A 24,305-nucleotide genomic window follows, 5' to 3' on the forward strand; every position below is an offset into this window, starting at 1 on the left:
TTGTCTGGAAGGCTGAGGATGCAGGCAGGAAATGGCAGGTCGAACGTCTGACCCCGTCCCGCAGGCATCATCGCCACATATGAATTTAGCTCAAGGGCATACGCGGGGCTGTGTTCAAGCCACCGGTACTGGAGAAAGAAAGCATGAGCAACTGGTTAGTAGACAAACTGATCCCTTCGATCATGCGTTCCGAGGTGAAGAAAAGCTCGGTTCCTGAAGGTCTGTGGCACAAGTGCCCATCCTGCGACGCGGTGCTGTACCGCCCGGAGCTGGAAAAGACCCTGGACGTTTGCCCCAAGTGCAACCACCACATGCGTATCGGCGCGCGCGCGCGCATCGACATCTTCCTTGATGCCGACGGCCGTAACGAGTTGGGCGCTGACCTGGAGCCGGTCGACCGTCTCAAGTTCCGCGATGGCAAGAAGTACAAGGACCGCCTGACCGCTGCGCAGAAGCAGACCGGCGAGAAAGACGCGCTGATCTCGGTCAGTGGCAAGCTGCTGGGCATGCCGGTGGTGGTCTCGGCCTTTGAATTCTCCTTCATGGGTGGCTCCATGGGGGCCATCGTCGGCGAGCGTTTTGTGCGCGCCGCCAACTACGCCCTGGAAAACCGCTGCCCGATGATCTGCTTCGCCGCCTCCGGTGGTGCGCGTATGCAGGAAGCCCTGATCTCGCTGATGCAAATGGCCAAGACCTCGGCAGTACTGGCGCGTCTGCGCGAAGAAGGTATCCCGTTCATCTCCGTGCTGACCGACCCGGTCTACGGCGGCGTTTCCGCCAGCCTGGCGATGTTGGGCGACGTGATCGTCGGCGAACCCAAGGCACTGATCGGTTTTGCCGGCCCGCGAGTGATCGAGCAAACCGTACGGGAAAAACTGCCGGAAGGCTTCCAGCGCAGCGAGTTCCTGCTGGAGCACGGCGCGATCGACCTGATTATTCCGCGTGGCGAACTGCGCCCACGGCTGGGCAACCTGCTGGCGCAAATGATGGGCCTGCCGACGCCTGTGTACATCGCACCTAAAGTCGAGCCGATCGTCGTGCCACCGGTGCCTGCAAACCTATGACCCAACGTACCCTGGGCGAATGGCTCGCCTACCTTGAGCAGTTGCATCCGTCCGCCATCGACATGGGCCTGGAGCGCTCGCAACAGGTAGCAGCCCGCCTTGGGTTGGGCCAGCCGGCACCGCGTGTGATCACGGTGACCGGCACCAACGGCAAGGGCTCCACCTGTGCCTTTGTCGCCGCGCTGTTGCAGGCCCAGGGCCTGAACGTCGGCGTGTACAGCTCGCCGCACCTGCTGCGCTACAACGAGCGGGTACAGCTCAATGGTGTCGAAGCCACGGACGAGCAGTTGTGCGAAGCCTTCGCTGCCCTGGATGCCGGGCGTGGCGATATTTCCCTGACCTATTTCGAGATGGGCACCCTGGCGGCGTTCTGGCTGTTCGAGCGTGCGCAACTGGATGTGGTGGTGCTGGAGGTCGGTCTCGGCGGGCGTCTGGATACGGTCAACGTAGTGGATGCCGACCTGGCGCTGGTCACCAGCATTGGTGTTGACCACGCTGACTACCTGGGCGATACCCGTGAGTCGGTGTCCTATGAAAAGGCCGGGATCTTTCGCCAGGGCAGGCCGGCGTTGTGTGGTGACCTGGATCCGCCGCAACCCTTGCTGGACAAGGTGCGCGAACTGGATTGCCCGTTCTACCTGCGCGGCCGCGAATTCAATCTTGAAATCGGTGCTACCCATTGGCAATGGCGCGGGCGCGATGCGCGTGACCAGGTTGTAGAGCTGCTTGATCTGCCGCTGCTGAACCTGCCGATGGAAAACGCCGCGCTCGCGTTGCAAGCCTATTTGCTCCTGGACCTGCCTTGGGATGCCGCGCAGATTGCCGCGACGTTGCTGGCGACGAAAGTGGTCGGGCGTCTGGATCGCCGCGCCTTCGACTGGGAAGGCAAGCGCTTGAACCTGTTGTTGGATGTGGGTCATAACCCGCATGCTGCCCACTACCTGGCGCAGCGCCTGTCGCGCACGCCACCGGTGGGGCGTCGCCTGGCAGTGTTCGGCTTGTTGGCCGACAAGGATCTCGATGGCGTGGTTGCGCCGTTGCTGGGCAGCGTCCAGTCTTGGGCTGTTGCGCCGCTGTATACACCGCGTAGTCGCCCGGCGGTTGAGTTGCAAATCGCTTTGCAGAACCTTGGTGCGCCGGCGGCGTCGTATGCAAGCGTCACCGCCGCCCTCGAGGCGCAGTGTGCGGTGGCTACGGCCGAGGACGAAATACTGTTGTTCGGATCATTTTATTGTGTCGCCGAGGCGCTCGAGTGGTTGGCCCGGCGCTCCACGGAGGAAGCTGCACATGGCATTACTGGATAGCGCATACAAGCAGCGAATGGTCGGAGCCTTGGTGTTGGTGGCGTTGGCGGTGATCTTTCTGCCGATGCTGTTTTCCCGTCAGGACGAACAGCGCCAGGTAGTGGTTGAAGCGCCCGCTGCGCCTCAGGCGCCGGTGGTGCCCCAGGTTCAGGTCGAGCCGGTGGTGGTGCCTGAGCCTCAGGCATTGCCGGAAGAACCTGTGCCCACTGACGAGGAGGTTGCCGCGCAACAGGCGCCTTCGATGCCAGTGCAGCCAAGTGTCCCAGTGGTCAAGTCGACGCCGGCACCGACAGTCGCCGCCAAGCCGGCTGCACCAGCACCAGCACCAGCGCCTAAGCCGGTAGCGCCGCAGCCTGCTGCACCGGGTAAACCGGACGTAGGCCAAAGCCGCATCGACCCTAATGGCCTGCCGATCAGTTGGTCGATCCAGCTCGCCAGCCTGGCCAATCGCGAAAGTGCCGACGCCTTGCAGAAAAAGCTGCGCGCCCAGGGCTATAACGCTTATATCCGCAGTGCCGATGGCAAGAATCGTGTGTTTGTCGGGCCGCTGATCGAGCGTGCCGAGGCTGACCGCTTGCGGGACTTGTTGGGGCGCCAGCAGAATCTCAATGGTTTTGTGGTGCGGTTCCAGCCAGAGCGCGGCTGATCAACCGGTAATAATGCGGTCTAAATGTGGGAGGGGGCTTGCTCCCGATGGCAGTGGGTCAGTCAGCACATCTGATACTGACACACTGCAATCGGGAGCAAGCCCCCTCCCACATTGGTTTTTAGCGCTATTGAAACAGTGTTTGCACTGCCCAATCTATTGATTTGCAAGGCACTGACAATCACAGCTTACCCATAGCCCGGCGCTCTGCTAAAATGCGCCGCCTTATCCGTACGTAGGCTGCACTGTGCCATTTACCTGGGTTGATTGGGCGATCGTTGCAATCGTCGCCATCTCCGCTTTGATCAGTCTGAGCCGCGGCTTCGTAAAAGAAGCACTGTCGTTGCTGACCTGGATCATTGCAGGAGTCGTAGCCTGGATGTTCGGTGGTTCACTGTCGGTCTACCTGGCCGGATACATCGAGACACCTTCGGCTCGCGTCATCGCGGGCTGCGCCATCATGTTCATCGCCACGCTGCTGGTGGGGGCAATGGTCAATTATCTTATTGGCGAATTGATACGTGTCACCGGCCTCTCCGGGACCGATCGATTTCTCGGCATGGCCTTCGGCGCTGCGCGTGGCGCGTTGCTGGTGGTCGTGGCGGTCGGGCTGTTGAGCCTGGGGCCGGTACAGCAGGATTCGTGGTGGCAGGAGTCGGTACTCGTGCCAAAATTTCTATTGGTTGCAGATTGGTCCAAGAACCTCATCCTGGGGTGGAGCAGTCAGTGGCTGGCCAGCGGAATCAGCGTACCCGCTGATCTTCCGTTCAAGGAACACCTCTTGCCGGCGCAAACGCCTCAGTAAGCTGTGTTCAGTCAAGATTCATTAAGTAGGGGTTGCGTCGCATGTGTGGCATCGTCGGTATCGTCGGTAAGTCGAACGTCAATCAGGCGCTGTATGACGCGCTAACCGTCCTCCAGCACCGCGGCCAGGACGCTGCCGGTATTGTGACCAGCCACGACGGCCGGTTATTCCTGCGCAAGGACAATGGCCTGGTGCGTGACGTGTTCCATCAGCGTCACATGCAGCGCCTCGTCGGGCACATGGGCATTGGCCATGTGCGCTACCCGACTGCCGGTAGTTCGACCTCGGCCGAAGCTCAACCGTTCTACGTCAACTCGCCTTACGGCATTACCCTGGCGCACAACGGTAACCTGACCAACGTCGAACAGCTGGCCAAGGAGATTTACGAATCTGACCTGCGCCACGTCAACACCAGTTCCGACTCGGAAGTGCTGCTCAACGTGTTCGCCCACGAGCTGGCGCAACGCGGCAAGCTGCAGCCCACCGAAGAAGACGTGTTCGCCGCCGTGACTGACGTGCACAACCGTTGCGTCGGTGGTTATGCCGTAGTGGCCATGGTCACCGGTTATGGCATCGTCGGTTTCCGCGACCCTCACGGCATCCGCCCGATCGTATTCGGCCAGCGTCACACCGACGAAGGCGTCGAGTACATGATCGCGTCCGAAAGCGTGTCCCTGGATGTGCTGGGCTTCACCCTGATCCGCGACCTGGCGCCGGGCGAGGCTGTCTACATCACTGAAGACGGCAAGTTGCACACCCGCCAGTGCGCCGTCGCGCCGAAACTCACCCCGTGCATCTTCGAGCACGTCTACCTGGCGCGTCCGGATTCGATCATTGACGGCGTCTCGGTGTACAAGGCGCGCCTGCGCATGGGCGAGAAGCTCGCCGAGAAGATCCTTCGCGAGCGTCCCGAGCACGATATCGACGTAGTTATCCCGATTCCGGACACCAGCCGTACCGCTGCGCTGGAGCTGGCCAACCATTTGGGCGTCAAGTTCCGCGAAGGCTTCGTCAAGAACCGCTACATCGGCCGTACCTTCATCATGCCCGGCCAGGCGGCGCGCAAGAAGTCGGTACGCCAGAAGCTCAACGCCATCGAGCTGGAATTTCGCGGCAAGAACGTGATGCTGGTGGATGACTCCATCGTGCGCGGCACCACCTGCAAGCAGATCATCCAGATGGCCCGCGAAGCCGGGGCGAAGAATGTTTACTTCTGCTCCGCCGCGCCTGCGGTGCGTTACCCGAACGTGTACGGTATCGACATGCCGAGCGCCCATGAGCTGATCGCTCATAATCGTTCGACCCAGGACGTGGCCGACCTGATCGGCGCTGACTGGCTGATCTACCAGGACCTGCCGGACCTGATCGAAGCGGTCGGCGGTGGCAAGATCAAGATCGATCAGTTCGACTGCGCCGTGTTCGACGGCAAGTACGTCACCGGAGATGTCGACGAGGCATACCTGAACAAGATCGAGCAGGCGCGCAATGACTCGTCGAAGATCAAGACCCAGGCGGTCAGTGCGATCATCGACCTGTATAACAACTGAGTGACAACCGGCCCTGAGGGGCCGGTTTTGTATCTTAAATAAAGAATTGAGTAAGGAGTCGCAGCATGAGTCAGGAATGGGATGCCGGTCGCTTGGACAGCGACCTCGATGGCGTAGCTTTCGATACCCTGGCTGTGCGCGCCGGCCAGCACCGCACCCCGGAAGGTGAGCACGGTGACCCGATGTTCTTCACCTCCAGCTATGTTTTCCGTACTGCCGCCGACGCCGCTGCGCGTTTTGCCGGCGAAGTGCCGGGCAACGTGTATTCGCGCTACACCAACCCGACCGTGCGTGCGTTCGAAGAGCGCATCGCGGCCCTGGAAGGCGCTGAGCAGGCCGTGGCGACCGCCACTGGCATGGCGGCCATCCTGGCGGTGGTGATGAGCCTGTGCAGTGCTGGCGACCATGTGCTGGTATCGCGCAGCGTATTCGGCTCCACCATCAGCCTGTTCGAAAAGTACTTCAAGCGTTTCGGTATCGAGGTGGATTACGTGCCCCTGGCGGATCTGTCCGGCTGGGACGCAGCAATCAAGGCCAACACCAAGCTGTTGTTCGTCGAATCGCCCTCCAACCCGCTGGCTGAACTGGTGGATATCACTGCGCTGTCCGAAGTCGCGCACGCCAAGGGCGCGATGCTGGTAGTGGACAACTGCTTCTGCACCCCGGCCTTGCAGCAACCGCTGAAGCTGGGGGCGGACATCGTGGTGCACTCGGCCACCAAGTTCATCGACGGCCAGGGCCGTTGCATGGGCGGCGTGGTCGCTGGCCGCAGTGAGCAGATGAAGGAAGTGGTGGGCTTTTTGCGCACTGCCGGCCCGACCCTGAGCCCGTTCAACGCCTGGATCTTCCTCAAGGGCCTGGAAACCCTCAGCCTGCGCATGAAAGCCCATTGCGCCAACGCCCAGGCGCTGGCCGAGTGGCTGGAGCAGCAGGACGGTATCGAGAAGGTGCACTACGCCGGCCTCAAGAGCCATCCGCAACACGCATTGGCCCAGCGCCAGCAGCGTGGGTTTGGCGCGGTGGTGAGCTTTGAAGTCAAGGGCGGCAAAGAGGGTGCCTGGCGCTTTATCGATGCGACGCGCTTGATCTCCATCACCGCCAACCTGGGTGACAGCAAGACCACCATTACTCACCCGAGCACCACCTCCCACGGGCGCCTGGCGCCGCAGGAGCGTGAAGCGGCCGGCATTCGTGACAGCCTGATCCGCATCGCGGTAGGCCTTGAAGATGTCGCTGACTTGCAGGCAGACCTGGCCCGCGGGCTGGCTGCCTTGTGATCGAGTGGTCCATGGAGGCCGCAGCGGCCAGTAATGGGCGCGTTGCGTTGGTGACGGGCGCGGCGCGGGGCATTGGCCTCGGTATTGCGGCGTGGCTGATCAGCGAAGGCTGGCAGGTGGTGTTGACCGACCTGGACCGCGAGCGCGGTTCCAGGGTGTCCAAGGTGCTGGGCGAGAATGCCTGGTTCATCACCATGGACGTGGCCGACGAGAAGCAAGTCGCCCAGGGGGTTGCCGAAGTGCTTGGGCAGTTCGGGCGCCTGGATGCGTTGGTGTGCAATGCGGCGGTGGCCGATCCGCGCAATATCACCCTGGAAAGCCTTGATCTGGCTTACTGGAATCGCGTGTTGGCGGTGAACCTCAGCGGGCCGATGTTGCTGGCCAAACACTGTGCGCCCTACCTGCGCGCCCATGGCGGTGCCATCGTCAACCTGGCGTCGACCCGGGCCCGTCAATCGGAGCCGGACACCGAAGCCTATGCGGCGAGTAAAGGTGGCTTGCTGGCCCTGACCCACGCCTTGGCCATGAGCCTGGGGCCGGAAGTACGGGTCAATGCGGTCAGCCCTGGCTGGATCGATGCGCGTGATCCTGCTGCGCGCCGTGCCGAGCCGCTCACCGATGCCGATCATGCCCAGCACCCAGCGGGCAGGGTGGGTACGGTGGAGGACGTGGCGGCGATGGTGGCCTGGTTGCTGTCGCGTCAGGCCGGGTTCGTCACCGGGCAAGAGTTTGTGGTGGATGGTGGCATGAGCAAGAAGATGATTTACAGCGAGTAGGGCGGGTAGCTGTCTTGAAGTGATTTTGTCTTTTTCAGAAAAACTTCAAGCAGGCTATTGACTTAGGTCCGCTACCTGCGTAAATTTCGCGGCCTCAACGAAGCAAAGGGTGATTAGCTCAGCTGGGAGAGCATCTGCCTTACAAGCAGAGGGTCGGCGGTTCGATCCCGTCATCACCCACCACTTCTTGAGAGTTTTGCTTTAGGGCAAGACGCAACGTTAAAGGTTGCACCGACGCGCAGCGGTAGTTCAGTCGGTTAGAATACCGGCCTGTCACGCCGGGGGTCGCGGGTTCGAGTCCCGTCCGCTGCGCCATATTTTCCAGGTTCGATTTGTCGGGCTTGAGATTGAGAAGCCAAGGCTGATCGATCAGATGTTTAAAGGTGGTTGAGGGTTTACGCTCAATCAGCCAAGCGATACGCAGCGGTAGTTCAGTCGGTTAGAATACCGGCCTGTCACGCCGGGGGTCGCGGGTTCGAGTCCCGTCCGCTGCGCCATATCTGCCTCAAGGCCCGCTGAACGCCTTGAAGCACGAGGAAAGCCACTGGCTTTCTTTGATCCGATAGCAAAGACCCTGGTCGAAAGACCGGGGTTTTTTGTGTCTGGCGTTTGTAAGTCCCAGCCTCTTGTTCGCTGCGGCGAACGGCCAATCTCTTCAGCTACACCAAAACACTCGCCAACACCGCCCATTGATAGGCAAGCGGCCGACAGATCGTATCGATCTTGTCGGCCGTTTTGCGTAGTTGTGTCAAAAAATTTCAATGTGGTTATTTGCCGCAGGCACATAAACCTTTAAAGTTAACCCTTCGGTCAACTTTGCACTGTCATCATGGCCTTTTGATTCATCCCTAAAGGCTGCTGCAAGTCTCGAGCATCGGTGTACTTAACCATAAGGGCGGATTTATAACCGCTCAGAGGATGATCCATGTCCAACCGTGAAATAACCCGGCGCTCGTTCCTTCAGGGCGGGCTGGTAGCGGGTGTGAGCGTCACGCTTACGCCGCTCAGCAACCAGGCGCTGGCTGCCTTGATGGAAAACAGCGTCACCGTGCCGTCCGAAAAATGGCTGGGCAATAACGGCAAGGCGCGCCAGCGTAACGATGCCTTGTCGAAAGTGTGCGGCAGCAAAGTGTTCGCCCGCGATATCCGTTCCAAAGACATGCCAGGTTGGCCTGAGCAGCAAGGCCACGCCATGCTGCTCAAGACCATCAAGGCCGACCATATTTATGCGGGCTACGACCTGTCGTGGCTCGGCGCCGATCTGCAGCCGGATCGTATTGTTACCGCGGCCGACCTGGACAAGGACGGTATTGTCTTCCCGGAAGAACATGCTCCGGATCCGCTGCTGCCTGAAGGCAAAGTGCCGATGTTCATCGGTCACCCGGTGGCGATCCTGATCTGGAACGACTTCGAGCGTTTCCGTCAGGCCAAGAACGCACTCAAATTCAATGACAAAGCAATTCGGTATGGCGCCAAAGTGCCGTATTACGAAGGCGACCCTTACGGTAGCTTCCGCTATGTGCGCGTGGGTGGACCGACCTCGGCCGATGAAGACGAATTCGCCAGTCTCAAGGATTCGATCCTGTTCCCGATGTTGAAAAACCGTCGCCCGGTGTGGAATTCCCAGCCGAACCTGCACGGCAACCTGACCGAGCGCGGCCTGTTCTACGCCGACCGCATGAAGGGCCAGATCAACACGCCGCCGGATGACTGGCTGGTGTTCGACGAGCGCTACAAAACCCCGTCGATCGAACCGGCCGCCATGGAGCCGGACAACGGCAACGGTTGGTACGATCCGCACACCAAGACCCTGCATTTTGTGGTGGCCACCCAATGCCCGTTGGAAGTTGCGACCGAGACCGCAAAAATGATCTCGCCATCGCGCTTCGGCCTGGCCAGCCTGAACATGCACCCCGGTTACACCGTGGGGTACGGTTCCAAAGACCACAACATCTTTGTCTACTACGCCGCCCTCGCTGCGTTGTATGGCGGCGGCGTGCCGGTACGTCTGGCCAATGACCGTTACGAGCAGTTCCAGAGCGGCATCAAGCGTCACTCTTTCGACATCCGCTACCAATTGGCGGTAGACAAGAACGACCACACCTTCAAAATCTTCCTCGCTGACATGAGCGTCGACGGCGGTGGCAGGATCAACTACAGCCCCTCGGTAGCGGCAGTAGGCGCCACGGCCGCACAATCGATCTACTACATGCCGCAGAACGACCTGCAAGTCACCGCGTATCACTCGCGTGGCGTGGAAGCCGGTTCGATGCGTGGGTATGGCACCCTGCAAAGCATGGCGGCCACGGAAATGATGGTCGACGAAATTGCCGGCCGCCTCGGTGTGGATGCAATCGAACTGCGCCGCAAGAACGCACTGCGCTCGGGCATGAAAAACACCCAGGGCGCGATTCCTGCCGGTGCCTTGCGCCTGCACGAAATTCTCGACAAGGCCGCTGTGCACGACGTCTGGAAAAACCGCGACGCGATCAAGCAACAACGCGAAGCCGCCGACCCGGATAACTGGTACGGCATTGGTTTCGCCATCTGCCAGAAAGACTTCGGCACCGGTTCCGAAGCGCCGATGGCCAGTGTCGAATTCACCGCTGACGGCCGCATCAGCCTGCGCCACATCGGTATCGAAATCGGCACCGGCATGTCTACCTCTCAATCGCTGGTGGTGGCCGATTTCCTCGGCAGTCCGGCACACGACGTCAAGACCGGCGAAACAGAATGGAAGGAAATGCAGCTGATCACCAGCGGCAACCCTTACATCATGAGCCAGGCCGAGCAGGACAACTTGCTGCGCAACCCGCGTTGGGTTGGCAAGCTCGCTTCGGCGTCTTCCGCGACCAACTCGGCGTACTACTTCAGCCACGCGACCCGTGAAGCGGCGCGCGTGCTGTTCAACCACGGTCTGTGGCCCGCGGCGCTGGAGATCTGGCGCCAAGGCCCATTTGGCGGCCAGGCCAACCCTTATGTGGTGCGCCGTGAAGATGCGCATTGGGTCGACGGCAAACTCACCGCCAACGGCATGCAGCCGTTGAGCTTTGAAACGCTGGCCAAGCGCGCTCACGAGCGTGGCCTGGTCACCGCTGCCACTGTCCACGGTTTCAACCGCTGGAGCTGGGCAGAGGCTGAGTACAGCATCGACGGCGTGCGCGAGCGTCTGCCGCTCGACGGTCTGGCCGTGAAGTACGGCGACGGTGCACCGAAGGCCAAGCAAGCGCTGATGAGCACTGCCGGTTTCCACTTGCTGGATCGCCAGAACATCAGCTACCCGGCGACGCAGTTGAACAATGCTGCGGTGACTTACTACAGCCCGGTCGCCACGCTGGTTGAGCTGAAGGTCAACAAGGGCTCGGCGCAGGTCGATGTACTCAATCACCATTCGTGGGTCGAGTGCGGTCGTGTGTTGGTTGAGCAATTGGTTAAAGGCCAGCTCGAAGGCGGTGTCGCCATGGGCATCGGTCACGCGTTGATGGAAGAGATGCCGCTGTATGAAGGCGGGCCGGGGGAGGGGGACTGGAACTTCAACCGTTACCGTCTGCCGATGGCGCGTCACGTAGCCGTGTGGAAACATACGTCGGAGATTCTGCCGGCGCTGTCGCCAAGCGATCCGTCCAAAGGTATCGCTGAAGTGGTGATGATTCCGATCGTCGGGGCCATCGGTAACGCCGTGGCGCATGCCATCGGTAAACGTGTTCGCGACCTGCCAATCACTGCTGCGCGCATCAAGGAGGCCCTCAATGGCTAACCGTCCGCTTCAACTGACCCTCAATGGTCAATCCGTCGGCCCGGTGGACATCCCTGATGACCTGCCGATGATCGATTACCTGCACGAATACAAAAACCTTACCGGCTCGCGTCTTGGCTGCGGCCAAGGCATTTGCCACGCTTGCGTAGTGATCGTCGACAACCCGGACGGCACGAGCGAAGAAGTGCGCACTTGCATCACGGGCGCGCATTACTTCGAAGGCAAGAAAGTGCGCACCATCGAATCGCACGCCAAGCGCGACGAGTCGGGCCAGGTCACTGAGCTGAACCCGATCCAGCAGCGCTTCGTGGATGAGTTCGCGTTCCAGTGCAGCTACTGCGCGCCGGGCTTCGTCAACGCGGCGACGGTGCTGGTGGAAAAGCTGCAACGCCAGCCGACCGTGCAAAGCAAGCTGGAGCAAGTCATCGAGGACAGCCTGGGCCATCATGTCTGCCGTTGCACCGGGTACGTGCGTTACTACAACGCCACCCGCAACGTGCTGACCGATCTCGGCCTGGTCAAGGAGGGTTAAGCATGAAGGTTTTTCTGACCCGCCTGACCCTGGCGGTCGGCCTGGCTGCGCCGGTGTTGCTTGCCCATGCCGATGATCAGGTCAAGCGCGGCGAATACCTCGCCCGTGCGGCTGATTGCATGGCATGCCACACTGCGCCGGGCGGAGCGCCGTTTGCGGGCGGCCTCCCGATCGTCTCGCCGTTCGGCACGATCTTCGGTACCAATATCACGCCGAGCAAGGACCACGGCATCGGTTTGTACAACGATGACGAGTTCTTCGCTGCGCTGACGGAAGGCAAGCGTCGCGACGGTGCGAATTTGTATCCGGCGATGCCGTACACCTCGTACCACCTGATGCCGCGCGAAGATTCGGACGCGATTCATGCGTACCTGAAAACCATCGAGCCAATCGAGCGCGCAGCACCGGTGACCAGCCTGAGCTTTCCGTTCAACGTGCGTCTGGGCCTGATGGGCTGGAACGTACTCTACGGCAAAGCCCTCAAACTGGAGCCGGCCGAAGGCAAAAGCGCAGCCTGGAAACGCGGCCAGTACATGGTCGAGGTTCTCGGGCACTGCGGCGAATGCCATACGCCCCGCGGCCTGCCGGGCGCGATGGAGTTGGACAAGCGCCTGAGCGGCGGCGTCCTCAATGGTTATCTGGCGCCCAGCCTGCTTGCCACTGACCTGGCCGCTCGCGGCTGGAACGAGCAGGATCTGGGCACGTTCCTCAAGCACGGCATGAGCGCGCAAGGCACGATGTTCAACGAGATGTTCCCGTTGTTCCACAACAGCACCCAGGGCCTGAGCGATTCGGATCTGGCTGCGATGGCGACGTTCCTGCTCGGCGATAAACCACCGCCGGCTCAAGCGCTGGTCGAAGTGCCGGTGGATAAACTCAGCCCAAGCGCTCAGCGCGGTCATCAGGAATACCTGAACGTCTGCGCCGGTTGCCACGCCGCGGGTGGCGAAGGCAAGCCGCACATCGCGGTGGCCATGCGCGGCAACACCACGCTGCGCCTGCAAGACCCGCGCAACCTGCTGCGTGTGATCGAGGACGGTATCGGTGAGCAGAAATTTTCCGGGTTCGAGCGCATGCAACCGATGCCGGGTTTCGCCGGAAAACTCAGCTCGCAGCAACTGACCGATCTGCTCAACTATCTGCGTCAAGGCTGGGGCGGGCAATCGGCTGAGCTGGCGGTGAACCAAGTGCAGAAGCTGCAAGCTGAGGCACCGGCCATCGAGCATAAGGCGCAATGACGGCAGCGTAGCGCTAGGCTGAAGCGCACAACAATTGTGGGAGCGATCAAGCCGCTCCCACATTGTGTGCTTACATTCCGAATTTATCCCGCAACCCGTAGTACCAAGCCCCCAACGCCGCAAATGGCGTGCGCAACATCTGCCCGCCCGGGAACGGGTAATGCGGTAAATCCGCAAACGCATCAAAACGTTCTGCCTGGCCTCTTAGCGCCTCTGCCAGTACCTTGCCTGCCAGGTGCGTGTACGTCACGCCATGGCCGCTGCAGCCCTGTGAGTAATAGATGTTATCGCCAAGGCGGCCGACCTGCGGCAAGCGCGACAGGGTCAACAGGAAGTTGCCGGTCCAGGCGTAGTCGATCTTTACGTCTTTCAACTGCGGGAATGCCTTGAGCATTTTCGGTCGGATGATCGCTTCGATATTCGCCGGGTCCCGCGCGCCATACACCACGCCGCCGCCGAAGATCAGGCGCTTGTCGCTGGTGAGGCGGTAGTAATCGAGTAGATAGTTGCAGTCCTCGACGCAGTAATCCTGCGGCAGCAAAGTTCTGGCCAATTCATCGCCCAATGGCGCAGTAGTGATGACTTGGGTGCCGCACGGCATCGACTTGGCCGCCAGCTCCGGCACCAGGTTCCCAAGGTAGGCATTGCCCGCGACGATGATGAATTTGGCTCTGACCTTGCCTTCGGCAGTGTGAACCACAGGATTGGCGCCGCGCTCGATACGCACCGCAGCCGAATGCTCATAGATCGTGCCGCCCAGGGACTCCACTGCCGCCGCTTCACCCAGGGCCAGGTTGAGCGGGTGGATATGCCCGCCACTCATGTCGAGCAGGCCGCCGACATAGTTGTCACAGGCCACCACTTCGCGGATGCGGCGCTCATCCAGCAACTCCAGTTGCGTATGGCCGTAGCGCTCCCACAGGCGCTTCTGCGACTCCAGGTGGCCCATATGCTTGCTGTTGAGTGCGGCGAACACGCCGCCATCCTTCAAGTCGCACTGGATCTGGTACTTGGCCACGCGCTCACGGATGATCTTGCCGCCTTCAAAGGCCATATCCCCCAATAGTTGTGCTTGCTTGGGGCCGACACTGCGCTCGATCACATCGATATCGCGGCTGTAACTGTTGACGATCTGCCCACCGTTACGACCCGAGGCACCAAAACCCACCTTGGCGGCTTCCAGTACTGTTACGCGAAAACCGTTCTCCAGCAGAAACAGCGCGCTGGAAAGCCCGGTATAGCCGGCACCGATCACGCACACATCGGTTTCGACTTCACCTTGCAGTACGGGGCGGGGTGGAACTGCATTCGCAGAAGCGGCGTAATACGACTGGGGGTAGGGGGTGTTCGCCATCCTGGAACCTCTGTTTTATATTTTTTACGAGTGCGGCGATCCTACCTGAGTTGAAAATTGCCTGCCAGCCACCCGAAAATCACAGGCGTGTGCGTCGCAAATAAAAAATTCGCATATTCATAGGCTTAGGTGCAAAAAAGATGTTGACACCCCTTCGGAATTCCGTAGAATGCCGCCTCACAGCAGGCACGTAGCTCAGTTGGTTAGAGCACCACCTTGACATGGTGGGGGTCGTTGGTTCGAGTCCAATCGCGCCTACCAAACAAAATCCGCTCTGCTGGGCGGTCTAGAAGGGCTCACCGAAAGGTGGGCCCTTTTTTGTTGCCTGTGATTTGGGCCACAGTCGCCCATAGACGCCTCGCGGCGTACTTTCAGGTTTCGGATGTCCGGTCAGCAGAACAGCGTAGCCACCGACAGCAGGCAAATGACCTGGGCGACCATCTGGCAGCGTATCTCGCCAATCGTTGTCGCCATATTGCTTATTTGTCCGGCATACATAGCGGAACCCTCATTGTCGGCATAGCACCGTGAACCAACTGCAGGTACACACAGCTGCATCATGGAGTATAGGTTCTGATTGGGAATCTTCACGGCTGAAACGATTGTGAATTCGCCATCGAGCTGCCCGCACTACTTTTTTCAAAAGAGCCTCGTCTGAATCCCTCATGACGCCCGACTACCTGGCGCCATCCCCCACAAAATTTATTGGTTTGCAGCAACAATTTTTCTTGTTGGACACCCCCGTCCCCCAGGCAGCAAAGTTGCCGCCACTGACGCTCGACCTTCCAGGTCAACAATAAAAAAACCGAGCCGACTGCACGCCACTTTCATGCTGTGAGCCCTTTGCCCACATCCTGCTGTAATGGCGCCGCAGCGCGCACTAAAGGACCTTCCCGCCATGCAAACAGTTGTGAATTTATGGCCGTTGATCGGCGTACTTGTCATCGTGGTCGGCTTTGTATTGCGCTTCAATCCGCTGTTGGTGGTCACTGCCGCCGCTATCGTCACCGGGCTCGCCGCCCAGTTCCCCCTTGAAAAAATTCTCGCCACCATGGGCGATGGCTTCCTTCAGACCCGGGCCCTGCAATTGATTCTGTTATTACCCCTGGCGGTTATCGGCCTGCTGGAGCGCCATGGCTTGCGCCTGCATGCGCAGAACTGGATCGCTCGCTTCGAGCGCGCTACTGTCGGGCGCTTGCTGATCATCTACCTGTTTGTGCGTGAGTCCACGGCCGCCATGGGGCTGACCAGCCTGGGTGGGCATCCGCAAATGGTGCGGCCGCTGTTGGCGCCGATGGCCGAAGGTGCAGCGGAAAAACGCTACGGCAAGCTGCCGGACAAGCTGCGTCACAAAGTCTTGGCCATGTGCGCGGCCACCGATAACGTCGGTTTGTTTTTTGGCGAGGACATCTTTGTCGCCTTCGGTGCAATTGCCTTGATGCACACCTTCCTGCTGGGCTCGGGGATTGATGTGGAGCCACTGCATATTGCGGTGTGGGGCATCCCGACCGCGATCTGTGCCTTCATCATTCACGCTATCCGGCTGCATCGCTTTGATCGACGACTGACCCGTGAGATGAGTCCTGCTGCCACTTCGGTGGAGGCTGCCCAATGATCATTTCCATTCAATACCTGTATTGGTTGGCGGGGGTTTTGCTGCTGATCACCGCGGGCATGATCCTGCTCGACCGTACCCACCCCAAACGCTGGTCGAGCGCACTGTTCTGGTTATTGTTCGCCATTCCGTTTTTGGTAGGCGAGCGTCTGCCATCGGTGGTCATTGGCGTGGGGGTAGTGGTGATGGCCTTGATTGCGGGCATGGGCGGCGTTGGCCGTGGTCAGCACGCCGAATTGCACGACAAGGCTTCTCGCGCCAGTGCTGGGCGGCTGGGCCACAAGTTGTTTATCCCGGCGTTGGCGATTCCCCTGACCACGGTGATTGGCTCGGTATTGCTCAAGCACACCGAAATCGGCGGCGTACCGCTGCTGGATCCCAAGAACACCACTTTTGTGTCCCTCGGCATCGGTTGCCTGATTGCCCTGGGCCTGGCCTGCTGGCTGACCCGCGACACGCCGGTGCAAGCCTTGCGCGAATCCCGCCGCCTGACCGAGGCGCTGGGCTGGGCCATGGTGCTGCCGCAGATGCTGGCGATGCTCGGGTTGCTGTTCAATGAGGCCGGGGTGGGCACTGCGGTTGCCCACGTCACTACCACTTACATCAACCTGGATTACAAGTTGGTGGCGGTGATGGTTTATGTGTTGGGCATGGCTTTGTTCACTGTGATCATGGGCAATGGCTTTGCGGCCTTCCCGGTGATGACCGGTGGCGTCGGCGTGCCCGTGCTGGTGGGGATTTACGGCGGCAACCCCGCTGTGATGGCGGCTATCGGTATGTTTTCCGGTTACTGCGGGACGCTGATGACGCCGATGGCGGCCAATTTCAATATCGTCCCGGCTGCATTGCTGGAGTTGCCCGATAAAAACGCGGTGATCAAGGCGCAGATACCCACAGCGTTGATGATGCTGGTGGTCAATATCGTGCTGCTTTATCTGTTGATGTGAGGCCACTATGCAAACCGTACTGCTGACGGGCTTCGAGCCCTTTGATAACGACTTGGTAAACCCCTCGTGGGAGGCGGCGCGAGAGCTGGATGGCGTGCAAGTGAGCGAGGGAGTGCAGATTGTTGCGCGTTGCTTGCCTTGCGCATTTGCCACCGCGGGTGAATACCTGGCCCAACTGATAAGCGAGTTGAAGCCGGCGATGGTGATTGCCACTGGCCTGGCACCTGGGCGCAGCGAGATCTCCATCGAGCGGGTGGCGATCAATATCAACGACGCACGTATCCCCGACAACCTCGGGCAACAACCGATTGATACGGCTGTGGTGGTCGATGGCCCGGCTGCATACTTCTCGACGTTGCCGATCAAGGCCATCGTCAAAGCGCTGCGTGATGCAGGGTTTGCGGCTGCGGTTTCGCAAACGGCGGGGACCTTCGTGTGTAACCAGGTGTTTTATCTTTTGCAGCATCGGCTGGCCGGGGCCGGAGTTCGCAGTGGGTTCATCCATGTGCCGAGTTCGCCGCCAGCCGGCCAGCCTTCTCTGGTTGATGGTTTGCGGCTTGGGGTTTCCACGGCCTGGTTGACCCAGGCGGACGTGGTGGAGACAGGCGGCCAGGTGAGCTGATGACTGGGATACGAATTCAGTACTTTATGGGGTAGCGTCGACTACAGTACAAAAACGTATCCGCCTCGGACAATCATTATGCCCAAGTCCCCAAAGTTCTTATCTGTTGTGTTAACACTCGCGCTGTTTGCAGGTAGCGGTCTTGGTCTGGCTGAACCCGGCAACGGAAAGGGCCAGGGTAATGGCAAAGGGAATGGCCAGGGCGGGCATGGCCAGGACCATTCCAAAGGCAAGGGAGGGGCGGGTCATGGCCCCAGTGTCGATCGAGCAAGCGTACTGAGTGTGTTGGGAGGTTCCCGCGATTACTGGAGCCCAAGGTCCGCATTGCCGCCGGGAATCCAGAAGAACCTGGCGCGTGGCAAACCGCTGCCACCCGGCATCGCCAAGAAGCTCGATGGTCGCTTGGCAGGGCGGTTGCCGCACTACGACGGATATGAGTGGCAGCAAGCCGGAACCGACTTGATATTGGTGGCCATTGCCAGCGGTATCATCTACGAAGTCCTCAACGGGGCCTTTGATTGAAAGACGAAAAGCAGAGCCGCCGGCCTTGTCATGGGCTTGCGGCGTATCGAGGATCATGCCGGCTGTTTCGCCAGGAGGGTGTGCGTTTACAAGCATCAAGGCGACCCGTAGATTGCATGGGGCCGCTCATGAGGAAACCGCGCAGTGTCCATCCGAAATCCAGCCGTATTCAGTCGGCGTTACCGTGCCTTCCTGTTCGATATGGACGGGACCCTGCTTAACTCCATTGCTGCCGCAGAGCGTGTGTGGAGCATTTGGGCCGAACGCCACGGCCTGGATGTAGAGGCTTTCCTGGCCACCATTCATGGCGTACGGGCGATTGATACGATCACTCGCCAGGCGTTGCCGGGTGTTGATCCAGAGGTGGAAGCTCGGTGGATTACCGAGGCTGAGCTGAACGATGTCGAAGATGTGGTGGCGATTCCAGGCGCAGTAGAGTTCTTGACGCGCTTGCCCCCCGATCAATGGGCGTTGGTCACGTCCGCGCCCAAGGCATTGGCGTTGCGCCGGCTGCAGGCGGCGGGTATTCCCGTGCCGACGGTGTTAGTGACGGCTGAAGATGTAGCGAGTGGCAAACCCGATCCGGCCTGTTATGTGTTGGGCGCGCAGCGCTTGGGCGTGCCGGTGCAAGACTGCCTGGTGTTCGAGGACGCCACGGTGGGCATCCGAGCGGGCGAAGCAGCAGGGGCAGATATCATGGTTGTAACCTCGACACACTGGGTACCCATGATGACGACGCATGCTTGCATCGACGGGTACGGCGCGTTGCACGCCCTGCGCGATGTTGATGGCTTGCTGTCGTTGCGAAAGCGGGAGCCATGATGCGCAGAGGGCCAAGCCCGTTATCGGTCTGGGCCTACTGCGCAGGTGACTTGATCAGATAATGCCTGCAATCGGCTGTTTTTCATCCCTTGGCGCGACATCACCATTTCCCTGAGTATTTCAGTGGCGAGGCGGCTAATGGCTGCTTTACCGTGATAGTGCGCGCGTACGATGCCAGTAATTGCAAAGTGATCGGTTTCCGGGCCACTGAGGACGGCTGAAAGGGTACCGTCAGCATGCAGTGTGCACATAACCCTGTAGCTGGGCAGGCGCTCTGCCAAGGCTTTTTCGATTTCAGATTTGCTGAGGGTATCCATCTGGTTTTGCACCTTTCACTGACTGCGCAAGCCCAAGCATAGGTCGTGTTGCAGGGCTGTAAATACCGACGATCCGATAGCGGTTTGAGGCGCTCAGCGTGCGGTTTTTTGATGGGCGCGATGCGCTGCACGCTGGCACAACTTGCGCAAAATAGCCTGTTGGATGGGCTTGAGGCAGAACACAAGCAGGTAGCCGCAGAGAAGGAGGGCCAAATCCGCCCAGGATTGGGCGTCGGGATCTGCCATTTCAACTTCCACTCTTACGCCATACCCAAGCGCCAAGAAGGCCAGCCCTATCAGCAGGGCGATTATCCAGGATCTGGAAACAAGGGGTTGTGTCGCGGCAGGCCTCATCGACGTGCTCCTGAACGCACTCGGATGGCAGGATATTGTGTCAGAAATTGGGCTGCGAATAGTTCAACAAGTTCCAGATACCCTGACAGTTTCATCTTGCAGCGAAGGGCATGCTCAAGGCGCGCCGGTCACGCTGTAGAACGCGAACAGGTCAATTGGGTTTTCGCCAGCCATTACAGTGAACGAAAAGGCTGGCTACTGAGGCGTTTCAAGGCGTCTGGTTTTTGTCGGGTGCAGTCAGGCCAGCCTGGATGCGCTGGTAAATCTCCTCGCGATGCACGGCAACGTCCTTGGGTGCGTTGATGCCGATTCTTACTTGCTGGCCGCTAACGCCCAGAATGGTGATCGTAATGTCATCACCGATGTTTATGCTTTCACCGACTTTGCGGGTGAGTATAAGCATGGAGTTCTCCTTGATTACTTTTAAGGACACATGTTTCAGACAGGGCAGGTGTCGGATGTGTGTAGCTTACTGCGAAGCGCTTCCCTGTGACTGCCTCTTTTAGGACGCATAGAGGCGACATTAATTCCCATGGCGGCATCATACAGGTCGCAGTACATCATTCGCATTGTTTAAGCCAACGTTTATGACGGCCAGAATAGACAGTGAATGGTAAAGTCGCCTCTTTATCCTCAAAGGAGCAGGGCAGTGCGTAAAGTAGCGATGGCAATTGTGGTGTTGGCATTGGCCGGATGCGGTGAAGGTAAATCGGTCGATGCCCCCAAGGCCAAGCCTGCCGTGGCCGAAAGCCTGCCACAAGCCGGTGCGATTGCCGCTCAGGAGTGGGATATCTGGGTCGGCCCGCCGGACCACAAGCTGCAGGCGATCACCGACCTCACCGCCTGGTTGCTGGAACATGGTTTCACTTTTTACATCGTGAAGGTCGATGGCAAAGATGAAGTGCTGCTGGGACCGTTCGCCACCAAAGCGGAGGCCGAAGCCAGGCAGGCGTTGCTTAACGAAAAGATGGCGCGGGCCAAGAAAACCGACACCGTGTCGGAGATCATCGAACACAAGGTCGCGCAGTAAGAGCCTGAGTGGGCGGGAACCCCGCCCATATTCAACCGCAGGCCTTCAGGTTCACCGGGCCGACAAACTCATTACCACGCCCCATCACGCAGGCCACGGTCTGGTTGCGCTGGCGCTCCCAGGTTTGTACCGGATAGCTCTTGTTCCAGGCTTCATACAGTTGTCGGTCCTGCTTGGACAGGCGCAGGCCGTATTGTTTGCTCATATAAAAGTACGTGCGTGCGATCATTCCGCGAATAGACGGGCGCGGCATGACCTTCTTGGCCTTGAAGTCCACCTGGGTCAGGCATGAGCCGTACTGCCCGCTTTGCACTGGCAGCCAACCAAAATTGAAGTTGTTACGATCGCCATTCACTTCGCCGATGCTCGGCACCAGGTTGTGCAGGTCAGCCTCGGCGCGCTTGAACACATCGTCGTGGCGCGTGCAGTTTTTTCGCCCGCCACTTTGCCAGCACTGGCGCTGATGCCCGATTTGCCAGGCCGGCACGATGTGTTCCCACTCGATGCGCGCGGCGCGGTTGGCATTTTTGCGCGGGATGTAGCCACAGGCTTTCAGGTTCACACGGTTACCCGTGTATTTGCAGCCGCAGTAGAACTCGGTGGATTGCGGAGCGTAAAGCTTCCAGGCAATTTTCTTGGCTTCGCTGAAGGTTCGAGGAGCTTGGGCGTTGGCGGTGACGGTAAAAACCAGACAGCACAGAGCAATAAAACGGGCACTCATTCAATCAATCTTCCTTCGGCACAACCCAGAAAATCTGCACACCACCGTCATCCCGATAGGCGAGGGTGACGTTGTCGTTTTCTGCAATTTCTTCCAGCAACCGTTGCCACTCGTCCTCCGGTTCATCGGGTAAACGGAAGATCAAGGCTGCCTTGGCTTTTTGGGCGTTAGTCGAATTGATGATTTTTTGCACGCGAATGGCAAGGCGCTGGTAGGCGTCAGGCGAAGTAGGTGCTGCGGAAGAGGGCTTTGCCACGGAGAATTCCTTAATAGGCTGTACGCACATACAGTATTTAACTGTAGGCAATTTCGCAACTGCTTAAATTTCAAGAAGTTCGTCTGACAGCGCTTCAGGGAGTTTGTTGAACTGTGCGGGGAGGGGGAGGGGCTGTAGGAGCGAGCTCGCTCCTACAGGTAGATCACCAGGAATCAGTATTCCCAGAACATCCGTTGCAGTTCCTTGCTGTCCTGGGTCTTGGTCAGGGCAACCATTGCTAGGATGCGGGCCTTCTGCGGGTTCAGGTCATGGGCGGCAACCCAGTCATATTTGTCGTCAGGCTGTTCTGCGTTGCGCAGGACGAAACCGCCGGCATTCACGTGGGAAGAACGAATGATCTGCACGCCTTGCTTGCGCAGTTCCTGCAGGGCCGGGACCACTTTGGACGATACCGAGCCATTGCCGGTACCGGCGTGGATGATGGCCTTGGCACCAGCCTGGGCCAGGGCCTTGGCGGCGGTGTCGCTCACGTTGCCGTAGCCGTAGGCAATTTCCACATCAGGCAGGCTCTTGATGGTCTTGATATCGAATTCAGAATCCATGGTATGACGCTTGGCCGGCAGGCGGAACCAGTAGGATTTGCCTTCAACGACCATGCCCAGTGGGCCCCACGGGCTCTTGAAGGCCTCAGTCTTGATGTTGATCATCTTGCTGACGTCGCGACCCGATTGGATCTCGTCGTTCATGGTAACCAGCACGCCTTTGCCTCGTGCATCCTTGCTGCCTGCGACGGCAACGGCGTTGTACAGGTTGAGCATGCCGTCTGCCGACATGGCGGTGCCTGGGCGCATGGAACCGACCACAACGATAGGCTTGTCGGTTTTTTCTACCAGGTTCAGGAAGTAAGCGGTTTCTTCAAGGGTGTCAGTGCCATGGGTAATGACGATGCCATCCACGTCCTTGCTGTCGGCCAGTTCGGCCACGCGACGACCCAGTTGCAGCAGGTTTTCATTGTTGATGCTTTCCGAAGCAATTTGCATCACTTGCTCGCCGCGTACATTGGCGATCTGGCTAAGCTCAGGAACACCGGCGATCAGTTGTTCGATGCCGACTTTGGCTGCCTGGTAGGTGGCACTGTTGGCCGCGCTGGCGCCAGCGCCAGCAATGGTACCGCCCGTGGCGAGGATGACCACGTTGGACAGCTTGGTCTTGCTCTCAACTTCTTTTGCCTGGGCGGCAACAGGGAATAGCAGCAGAAGGGCGAGGGCGCCCGGGACGAAGTTCTTCAATGCAGATTTCATTATTTTTCTCTCTGGTTTTTGATGAGTGCGGTAGCAGGTTCATCTAGAACACCCGGGCGGTTCTGAACGCCTCGAGGTGCAGGGAAAGAGCACGATTTGTACCAGTCTGAGCGTGTTCGCATTTATAAATTAACGTGTTGATTTAAAACAACTTATATTGATTTTAAGGTTTGCTTGAGCCAAGTGTTGTCCGGCTTTCCGAACGGATGGGGTGATCGCGTTCGGTTGTCCGAAAGCTATCACGGTATGTCCTTGTACCCTGAGTGACATTGGCACCATACCTGTCGTTTCAGAGGGCGTTTGAGCGCGCAGGGTGCTTAAACGTATCAGTGGCAAAAGTAAGAAGGATCGGCATGGAGGGGAGGAATCAAAGGCTGGTTTCTCCCGTTGACAAATCTCGACAAGGTTCTCATAGTTTGAACAACGCAAACGTTTGCGAGATGTTTCGCGGTGCACTCCTTGAGTATCGTGATCGCTCGTATCAGCCGCCCGGGTGGGAGGGCTGCCGAAGGGGTCTTCGGTGCAAGCGTTGCTCACAATAATCATAAGATCGGAGTGAACCCATGAAGCTGCCATTTGCTGGACGTCTTCTTGCTGTCGCTGTGCTTGCTGCCGCATCCGCCGCCTTGCCTCTCTCTTCTGCATTTGCCGATGACGCCGCCGCCAAACCCAAGGTCGGCCTGGTGATGAAATCCCTCGCCAATGAATTCTTCGTCACGATGCAGGATGGCGCCAAGCAGTACCAGAAAGACCACGCCGCTGACTTCGACATGATCACCAACGGGATCAAGAACGAAACCGATACCAGCGCGCAGATCGATATCGTCAAGCAGATGATCCTGTCCAAGGTGAATGCCATCGTTATCGCGCCTGCTGATTCCAAGGCCCTGGTAAAGGTGCTGGAGGATGCCTCTAAAGCCGGTATCAAGATCGTCAACATCGACAATCGCCTGGACCCGGGTGTTCTGAAAAGCAAAAACCTCGATATCCCCTTCGTCGGCCCTGACAACCGCAAAGGCGCCAAGCTTGTGGGCGATTACCTGGCCAAGCAATTGGCCTCGGGTGACAAGGTCGGCATTATTGAAGGCGTACCCACCACAACCAATGCCCAGCAGCGCACGGCCGGCTTCAAGGACGCGATGGACGCTGCCGGCCTGAAGATCGTCTCCACTCAATCAGGCAACTGGGAAATTGACGAAGGTCGTAAAGTGGCTTCCGCCATGCTGAGCGAATACCCGGACCTCAAGGCCCTGTTGGCCGGTAACGACAATATGGCCCTGGGCGCAGTCTCTGCCGTACGTGCAGCGGGCAAGGCCGGCAAGGTTCTGGTCGTAGGCTACGACAACATCGAAGCCATCAAGCCGATGCTGCAGGACGGCCGCGTTCTCGCGACGGCCGACCAGGCGGCCGCCCAGCAAGCCGTGTTCGGTATCCAGAACGCGCTGAAGCTGGTCAAGGGTGAGAAAGTCGAGGCCAACGATGGCGTGATCGAAACCCCGGTTGAACTCGTCCTCAAGAAGTAATCCTGGCAGTACCC

The 24,305-nt window shown here is 59.2% G+C and carries 24 protein-coding genes and 4 tRNA genes; 21 read left to right on the forward strand and 7 right to left on the reverse strand.

Annotated elements, in window-relative coordinates; genetic code table 11:
• The first annotated feature begins 143 nt into the window (after positions 1 to 143).
• The 13 genes from accD (at position 144) to JFT66_RS19635 (ending at position 12,946) form a co-directional block, all read left to right on the forward strand.
• Positions 144 to 1,064 carry an acetyl-CoA carboxylase, carboxyltransferase subunit beta gene (gene accD / locus JFT66_RS19575; protein WP_034116866.1) on the forward strand — a complete coding sequence of 307 codons (921 nt, stop codon included), beginning with the start codon at positions 144 to 146 and terminating at the stop codon, positions 1,062 to 1,064.
• Complete coding sequence (folC, locus tag JFT66_RS19580; protein ID WP_198859919.1) at positions 1,061 to 2,368, forward strand: bifunctional tetrahydrofolate synthase/dihydrofolate synthase; 1,308 nt, start codon at positions 1,061 to 1,063, stop codon at positions 2,366 to 2,368. The genes accD and folC overlap by 4 nt, the downstream gene beginning before the upstream one ends.
• Positions 2,352 to 3,014 (forward strand): SPOR domain-containing protein, encoded by a 663-nt coding sequence (locus tag JFT66_RS19585; protein ID WP_034116864.1) that lies wholly within the window; start codon positions 2,352 to 2,354, stop codon positions 3,012 to 3,014. Before folC ends, JFT66_RS19585 begins: the two co-directional genes overlap by 17 nt.
• Before the next feature lie 247 nt (positions 3,015 to 3,261).
• The gene (locus JFT66_RS19590) at positions 3,262 to 3,819 is read left to right on the forward strand and encodes a CvpA family protein (protein ID WP_005789751.1); all 558 of its coding nucleotides are present in this window, start codon (positions 3,262 to 3,264) and stop codon (positions 3,817 to 3,819) included.
• Positions 3,820 to 3,860: 41 nt separating this feature from the next.
• Positions 3,861 to 5,366, forward strand: a complete 1,506-nt coding sequence (purF, locus tag JFT66_RS19595) for an amidophosphoribosyltransferase (protein ID WP_015884965.1) — start codon at positions 3,861 to 3,863, stop codon at positions 5,364 to 5,366.
• A gap of 65 nt (positions 5,367 to 5,431) precedes the next feature.
• Positions 5,432 to 6,643 (forward strand): O-succinylhomoserine sulfhydrylase, encoded by a 1,212-nt coding sequence (locus JFT66_RS19600; RefSeq protein ID WP_198859920.1) that lies wholly within the window; start codon positions 5,432 to 5,434, stop codon positions 6,641 to 6,643.
• Between the two features lie 11 nt (positions 6,644 to 6,654).
• Positions 6,655 to 7,419, forward strand: a complete 765-nt coding sequence (locus JFT66_RS19605; RefSeq protein WP_034116861.1) for an SDR family oxidoreductase — start codon at positions 6,655 to 6,657, stop codon at positions 7,417 to 7,419.
• Positions 7,420 to 7,526: 107 nt separating this feature from the next.
• Positions 7,527 to 7,602: transfer RNA gene (locus tag JFT66_RS19610), tRNA-Val, on the forward strand.
• 55 nt (positions 7,603 to 7,657) lie between these two features.
• Positions 7,658 to 7,734, forward strand: a tRNA-Asp gene (locus tag JFT66_RS19615).
• A 105-nt stretch (positions 7,735 to 7,839) separates the two neighbouring features.
• Positions 7,840 to 7,916: transfer RNA gene (locus JFT66_RS19620), tRNA-Asp, on the forward strand.
• Between the two features lie 428 nt (positions 7,917 to 8,344).
• The gene (locus JFT66_RS19625; protein WP_198859921.1) at positions 8,345 to 11,176 is read left to right on the forward strand and encodes a xanthine dehydrogenase family protein molybdopterin-binding subunit; all 2,832 of its coding nucleotides are present in this window, start codon (positions 8,345 to 8,347) and stop codon (positions 11,174 to 11,176) included.
• Positions 11,169 to 11,708, forward strand: a complete 540-nt coding sequence (locus JFT66_RS19630; protein ID WP_038369461.1) for a (2Fe-2S)-binding protein — start codon at positions 11,169 to 11,171, stop codon at positions 11,706 to 11,708. The genes JFT66_RS19625 and JFT66_RS19630 overlap by 8 nt, the downstream gene beginning before the upstream one ends.
• Positions 11,709 to 11,710: 2 nt before the next feature.
• Complete coding sequence (locus JFT66_RS19635; protein WP_198859922.1) at positions 11,711 to 12,946, forward strand: c-type cytochrome; 1,236 nt, start codon at positions 11,711 to 11,713, stop codon at positions 12,944 to 12,946.
• A gap of 70 nt (positions 12,947 to 13,016) precedes the next feature.
• Here JFT66_RS19635 and JFT66_RS19640 read toward each other — a convergent pair whose 3' ends face one another.
• Positions 13,017 to 14,300, reverse strand: coding sequence for an NAD(P)/FAD-dependent oxidoreductase (locus JFT66_RS19640; RefSeq protein ID WP_034117586.1), 1,284 nt, complete (start codon positions 14,298 to 14,300; stop codon positions 13,017 to 13,019).
• A 184-nt stretch (positions 14,301 to 14,484) separates the two neighbouring features.
• Between JFT66_RS19640 and JFT66_RS19645 the strand changes: the two genes are divergently transcribed.
• The 6 genes from JFT66_RS19645 (at position 14,485) to JFT66_RS19670 (ending at position 18,828) form a co-directional block, all read left to right on the forward strand.
• Positions 14,485 to 14,561 (forward strand) — tRNA-Val (locus tag JFT66_RS19645).
• A 637-nt stretch (positions 14,562 to 15,198) separates the two neighbouring features.
• Positions 15,199 to 15,915 carry a DUF969 domain-containing protein gene (locus tag JFT66_RS19650; RefSeq protein ID WP_034117587.1) on the forward strand — a complete coding sequence of 239 codons (717 nt, stop codon included), beginning with the start codon at positions 15,199 to 15,201 and terminating at the stop codon, positions 15,913 to 15,915.
• Positions 15,912 to 16,862 carry a DUF979 domain-containing protein gene (locus JFT66_RS19655; protein WP_198859923.1) on the forward strand — a complete coding sequence of 317 codons (951 nt, stop codon included), beginning with the start codon at positions 15,912 to 15,914 and terminating at the stop codon, positions 16,860 to 16,862. Before JFT66_RS19650 ends, JFT66_RS19655 begins: the two co-directional genes overlap by 4 nt.
• Positions 16,863 to 16,869: 7 nt before the next feature.
• Complete coding sequence (pcp, locus tag JFT66_RS19660; RefSeq protein WP_034117589.1) at positions 16,870 to 17,484, forward strand: pyroglutamyl-peptidase I; 615 nt, start codon at positions 16,870 to 16,872, stop codon at positions 17,482 to 17,484.
• Between the two features lie 78 nt (positions 17,485 to 17,562).
• Positions 17,563 to 18,006, forward strand: a complete 444-nt coding sequence (locus JFT66_RS19665; protein WP_198859924.1) for an anti-virulence regulator CigR family protein — start codon at positions 17,563 to 17,565, stop codon at positions 18,004 to 18,006.
• Positions 18,007 to 18,150: 144 nt separating this feature from the next.
• Complete coding sequence (locus JFT66_RS19670; protein WP_198859925.1) at positions 18,151 to 18,828, forward strand: HAD-IA family hydrolase; 678 nt, start codon at positions 18,151 to 18,153, stop codon at positions 18,826 to 18,828.
• 20 nt (positions 18,829 to 18,848) lie between these two features.
• Here JFT66_RS19670 and JFT66_RS19675 read toward each other — a convergent pair whose 3' ends face one another.
• The 3 genes from JFT66_RS19675 to csrA all read right to left on the reverse strand — a co-directional run bounded on the left by JFT66_RS19675 (position 18,849) and on the right by csrA (position 19,902).
• Positions 18,849 to 19,145 carry a hypothetical protein gene (locus JFT66_RS19675; RefSeq protein WP_198859926.1) on the reverse strand — a complete coding sequence of 99 codons (297 nt, stop codon included), beginning with the start codon at positions 19,143 to 19,145 and terminating at the stop codon, positions 18,849 to 18,851.
• 93 nt (positions 19,146 to 19,238) lie between these two features.
• Positions 19,239 to 19,499 carry a hypothetical protein gene (locus JFT66_RS19680; RefSeq protein WP_198859927.1) on the reverse strand — a complete coding sequence of 87 codons (261 nt, stop codon included), beginning with the start codon at positions 19,497 to 19,499 and terminating at the stop codon, positions 19,239 to 19,241.
• A 208-nt stretch (positions 19,500 to 19,707) separates the two neighbouring features.
• The gene (gene csrA, locus JFT66_RS19685; protein WP_003192511.1) at positions 19,708 to 19,902 is read right to left on the reverse strand and encodes a carbon storage regulator CsrA; all 195 of its coding nucleotides are present in this window, start codon (positions 19,900 to 19,902) and stop codon (positions 19,708 to 19,710) included.
• Between the two features lie 261 nt (positions 19,903 to 20,163).
• Between csrA and JFT66_RS19690 the strand changes: the two genes are divergently transcribed.
• Positions 20,164 to 20,529, forward strand: coding sequence for an SPOR domain-containing protein (locus JFT66_RS19690; protein WP_153838226.1), 366 nt, complete (start codon positions 20,164 to 20,166; stop codon positions 20,527 to 20,529).
• Between the two features lie 31 nt (positions 20,530 to 20,560).
• Here the strand turns inward: JFT66_RS19690 and JFT66_RS19695 are convergent, their stop codons facing one another.
• The 3 genes from JFT66_RS19695 to JFT66_RS19705 all read right to left on the reverse strand — a co-directional run bounded on the left by JFT66_RS19695 (position 20,561) and on the right by JFT66_RS19705 (position 22,768).
• Positions 20,561 to 21,250: an endonuclease gene (locus JFT66_RS19695; protein ID WP_198859928.1), complete on the reverse strand. Its 690-nt coding sequence runs from the start codon at positions 21,248 to 21,250 to the stop codon at positions 20,561 to 20,563.
• 4 nt (positions 21,251 to 21,254) lie between these two features.
• On the reverse strand, positions 21,255 to 21,506 hold the full coding sequence (locus JFT66_RS19700) for a DUF1654 domain-containing protein (protein WP_034117596.1): 252 nt from the start codon (positions 21,504 to 21,506) through the stop codon (positions 21,255 to 21,257).
• A 173-nt stretch (positions 21,507 to 21,679) separates the two neighbouring features.
• Positions 21,680 to 22,768 carry an asparaginase gene (locus JFT66_RS19705; protein WP_034117597.1) on the reverse strand — a complete coding sequence of 363 codons (1,089 nt, stop codon included), beginning with the start codon at positions 22,766 to 22,768 and terminating at the stop codon, positions 21,680 to 21,682.
• Between the two features lie 563 nt (positions 22,769 to 23,331).
• Here JFT66_RS19705 and JFT66_RS19710 point away from each other — a divergent pair.
• Positions 23,332 to 24,291, forward strand: a complete 960-nt coding sequence (locus tag JFT66_RS19710) for a sugar ABC transporter substrate-binding protein (protein WP_034117598.1) — start codon at positions 23,332 to 23,334, stop codon at positions 24,289 to 24,291.
• The last annotated feature ends 14 nt before the right edge of the window (positions 24,292 to 24,305 follow it).

It is taken from the genome of Pseudomonas sp. MF6755 (assembly GCF_016405635.1).
Taxonomy (GTDB): Bacteria; Pseudomonadota; Gammaproteobacteria; order Pseudomonadales; family Pseudomonadaceae; genus Aquipseudomonas; species Aquipseudomonas haemolytica.

Excerpts from the sequence above, each read along its gene's own strand:
- accD (WP_034116866.1), top strand. The coding sequence starts at position 144 with ATGAGCAACTGGTTAGTAGACAAACTGATCCCTTCGATCATGCGTTCC.
- folC (WP_198859919.1), top strand. The coding sequence starts at position 1,061 with ATGACCCAACGTACCCTGGGCGAATGGCTCGCCTACCTTGAGCAGTTG.
- JFT66_RS19585 (WP_034116864.1), top strand. The coding sequence starts at position 2,352 with ATGGCATTACTGGATAGCGCATACAAGCAGCGAATGGTCGGAGCCTTG.
- purF (WP_015884965.1), top strand. The coding sequence starts at position 3,861 with ATGTGTGGCATCGTCGGTATCGTCGGTAAGTCGAACGTCAATCAGGCG.
- JFT66_RS19600 (WP_198859920.1), top strand. The coding sequence starts at position 5,432 with ATGAGTCAGGAATGGGATGCCGGTCGCTTGGACAGCGACCTCGATGGC.
- JFT66_RS19605 (WP_034116861.1), top strand. The coding sequence starts at position 6,655 with ATGGAGGCCGCAGCGGCCAGTAATGGGCGCGTTGCGTTGGTGACGGGC.
- JFT66_RS19625 (WP_198859921.1), top strand. The coding sequence starts at position 8,345 with ATGTCCAACCGTGAAATAACCCGGCGCTCGTTCCTTCAGGGCGGGCTG.
- JFT66_RS19630 (WP_038369461.1), top strand. The coding sequence starts at position 11,169 with ATGGCTAACCGTCCGCTTCAACTGACCCTCAATGGTCAATCCGTCGGC.
- JFT66_RS19635 (WP_198859922.1), top strand. The coding sequence starts at position 11,711 with ATGAAGGTTTTTCTGACCCGCCTGACCCTGGCGGTCGGCCTGGCTGCG.
- JFT66_RS19640 (WP_034117586.1), bottom strand. The coding sequence starts at position 14,300 with ATGGCGAACACCCCCTACCCCCAGTCGTATTACGCCGCTTCTGCGAAT.
- JFT66_RS19650 (WP_034117587.1), top strand. The coding sequence starts at position 15,199 with ATGCAAACAGTTGTGAATTTATGGCCGTTGATCGGCGTACTTGTCATC.
- JFT66_RS19655 (WP_198859923.1), top strand. The coding sequence starts at position 15,912 with ATGATCATTTCCATTCAATACCTGTATTGGTTGGCGGGGGTTTTGCTG.
- pcp (WP_034117589.1), top strand. The coding sequence starts at position 16,870 with ATGCAAACCGTACTGCTGACGGGCTTCGAGCCCTTTGATAACGACTTG.
- JFT66_RS19665 (WP_198859924.1), top strand. The coding sequence starts at position 17,563 with ATGCCCAAGTCCCCAAAGTTCTTATCTGTTGTGTTAACACTCGCGCTG.
- JFT66_RS19675 (WP_198859926.1), bottom strand. The coding sequence starts at position 19,145 with ATGGATACCCTCAGCAAATCTGAAATCGAAAAAGCCTTGGCAGAGCGC.
- JFT66_RS19680 (WP_198859927.1), bottom strand. The coding sequence starts at position 19,499 with ATGAGGCCTGCCGCGACACAACCCCTTGTTTCCAGATCCTGGATAATC.
- csrA (WP_003192511.1), bottom strand. The coding sequence starts at position 19,902 with ATGCTTATACTCACCCGCAAAGTCGGTGAAAGCATAAACATCGGTGAT.
- JFT66_RS19690 (WP_153838226.1), top strand. The coding sequence starts at position 20,164 with ATGGCAATTGTGGTGTTGGCATTGGCCGGATGCGGTGAAGGTAAATCG.
- JFT66_RS19695 (WP_198859928.1), bottom strand. The coding sequence starts at position 21,250 with ATGAGTGCCCGTTTTATTGCTCTGTGCTGTCTGGTTTTTACCGTCACC.
- JFT66_RS19705 (WP_034117597.1), bottom strand. The coding sequence starts at position 22,768 with ATGAAATCTGCATTGAAGAACTTCGTCCCGGGCGCCCTCGCCCTTCTG.
- JFT66_RS19710 (WP_034117598.1), top strand. The coding sequence starts at position 23,332 with ATGAAGCTGCCATTTGCTGGACGTCTTCTTGCTGTCGCTGTGCTTGCT.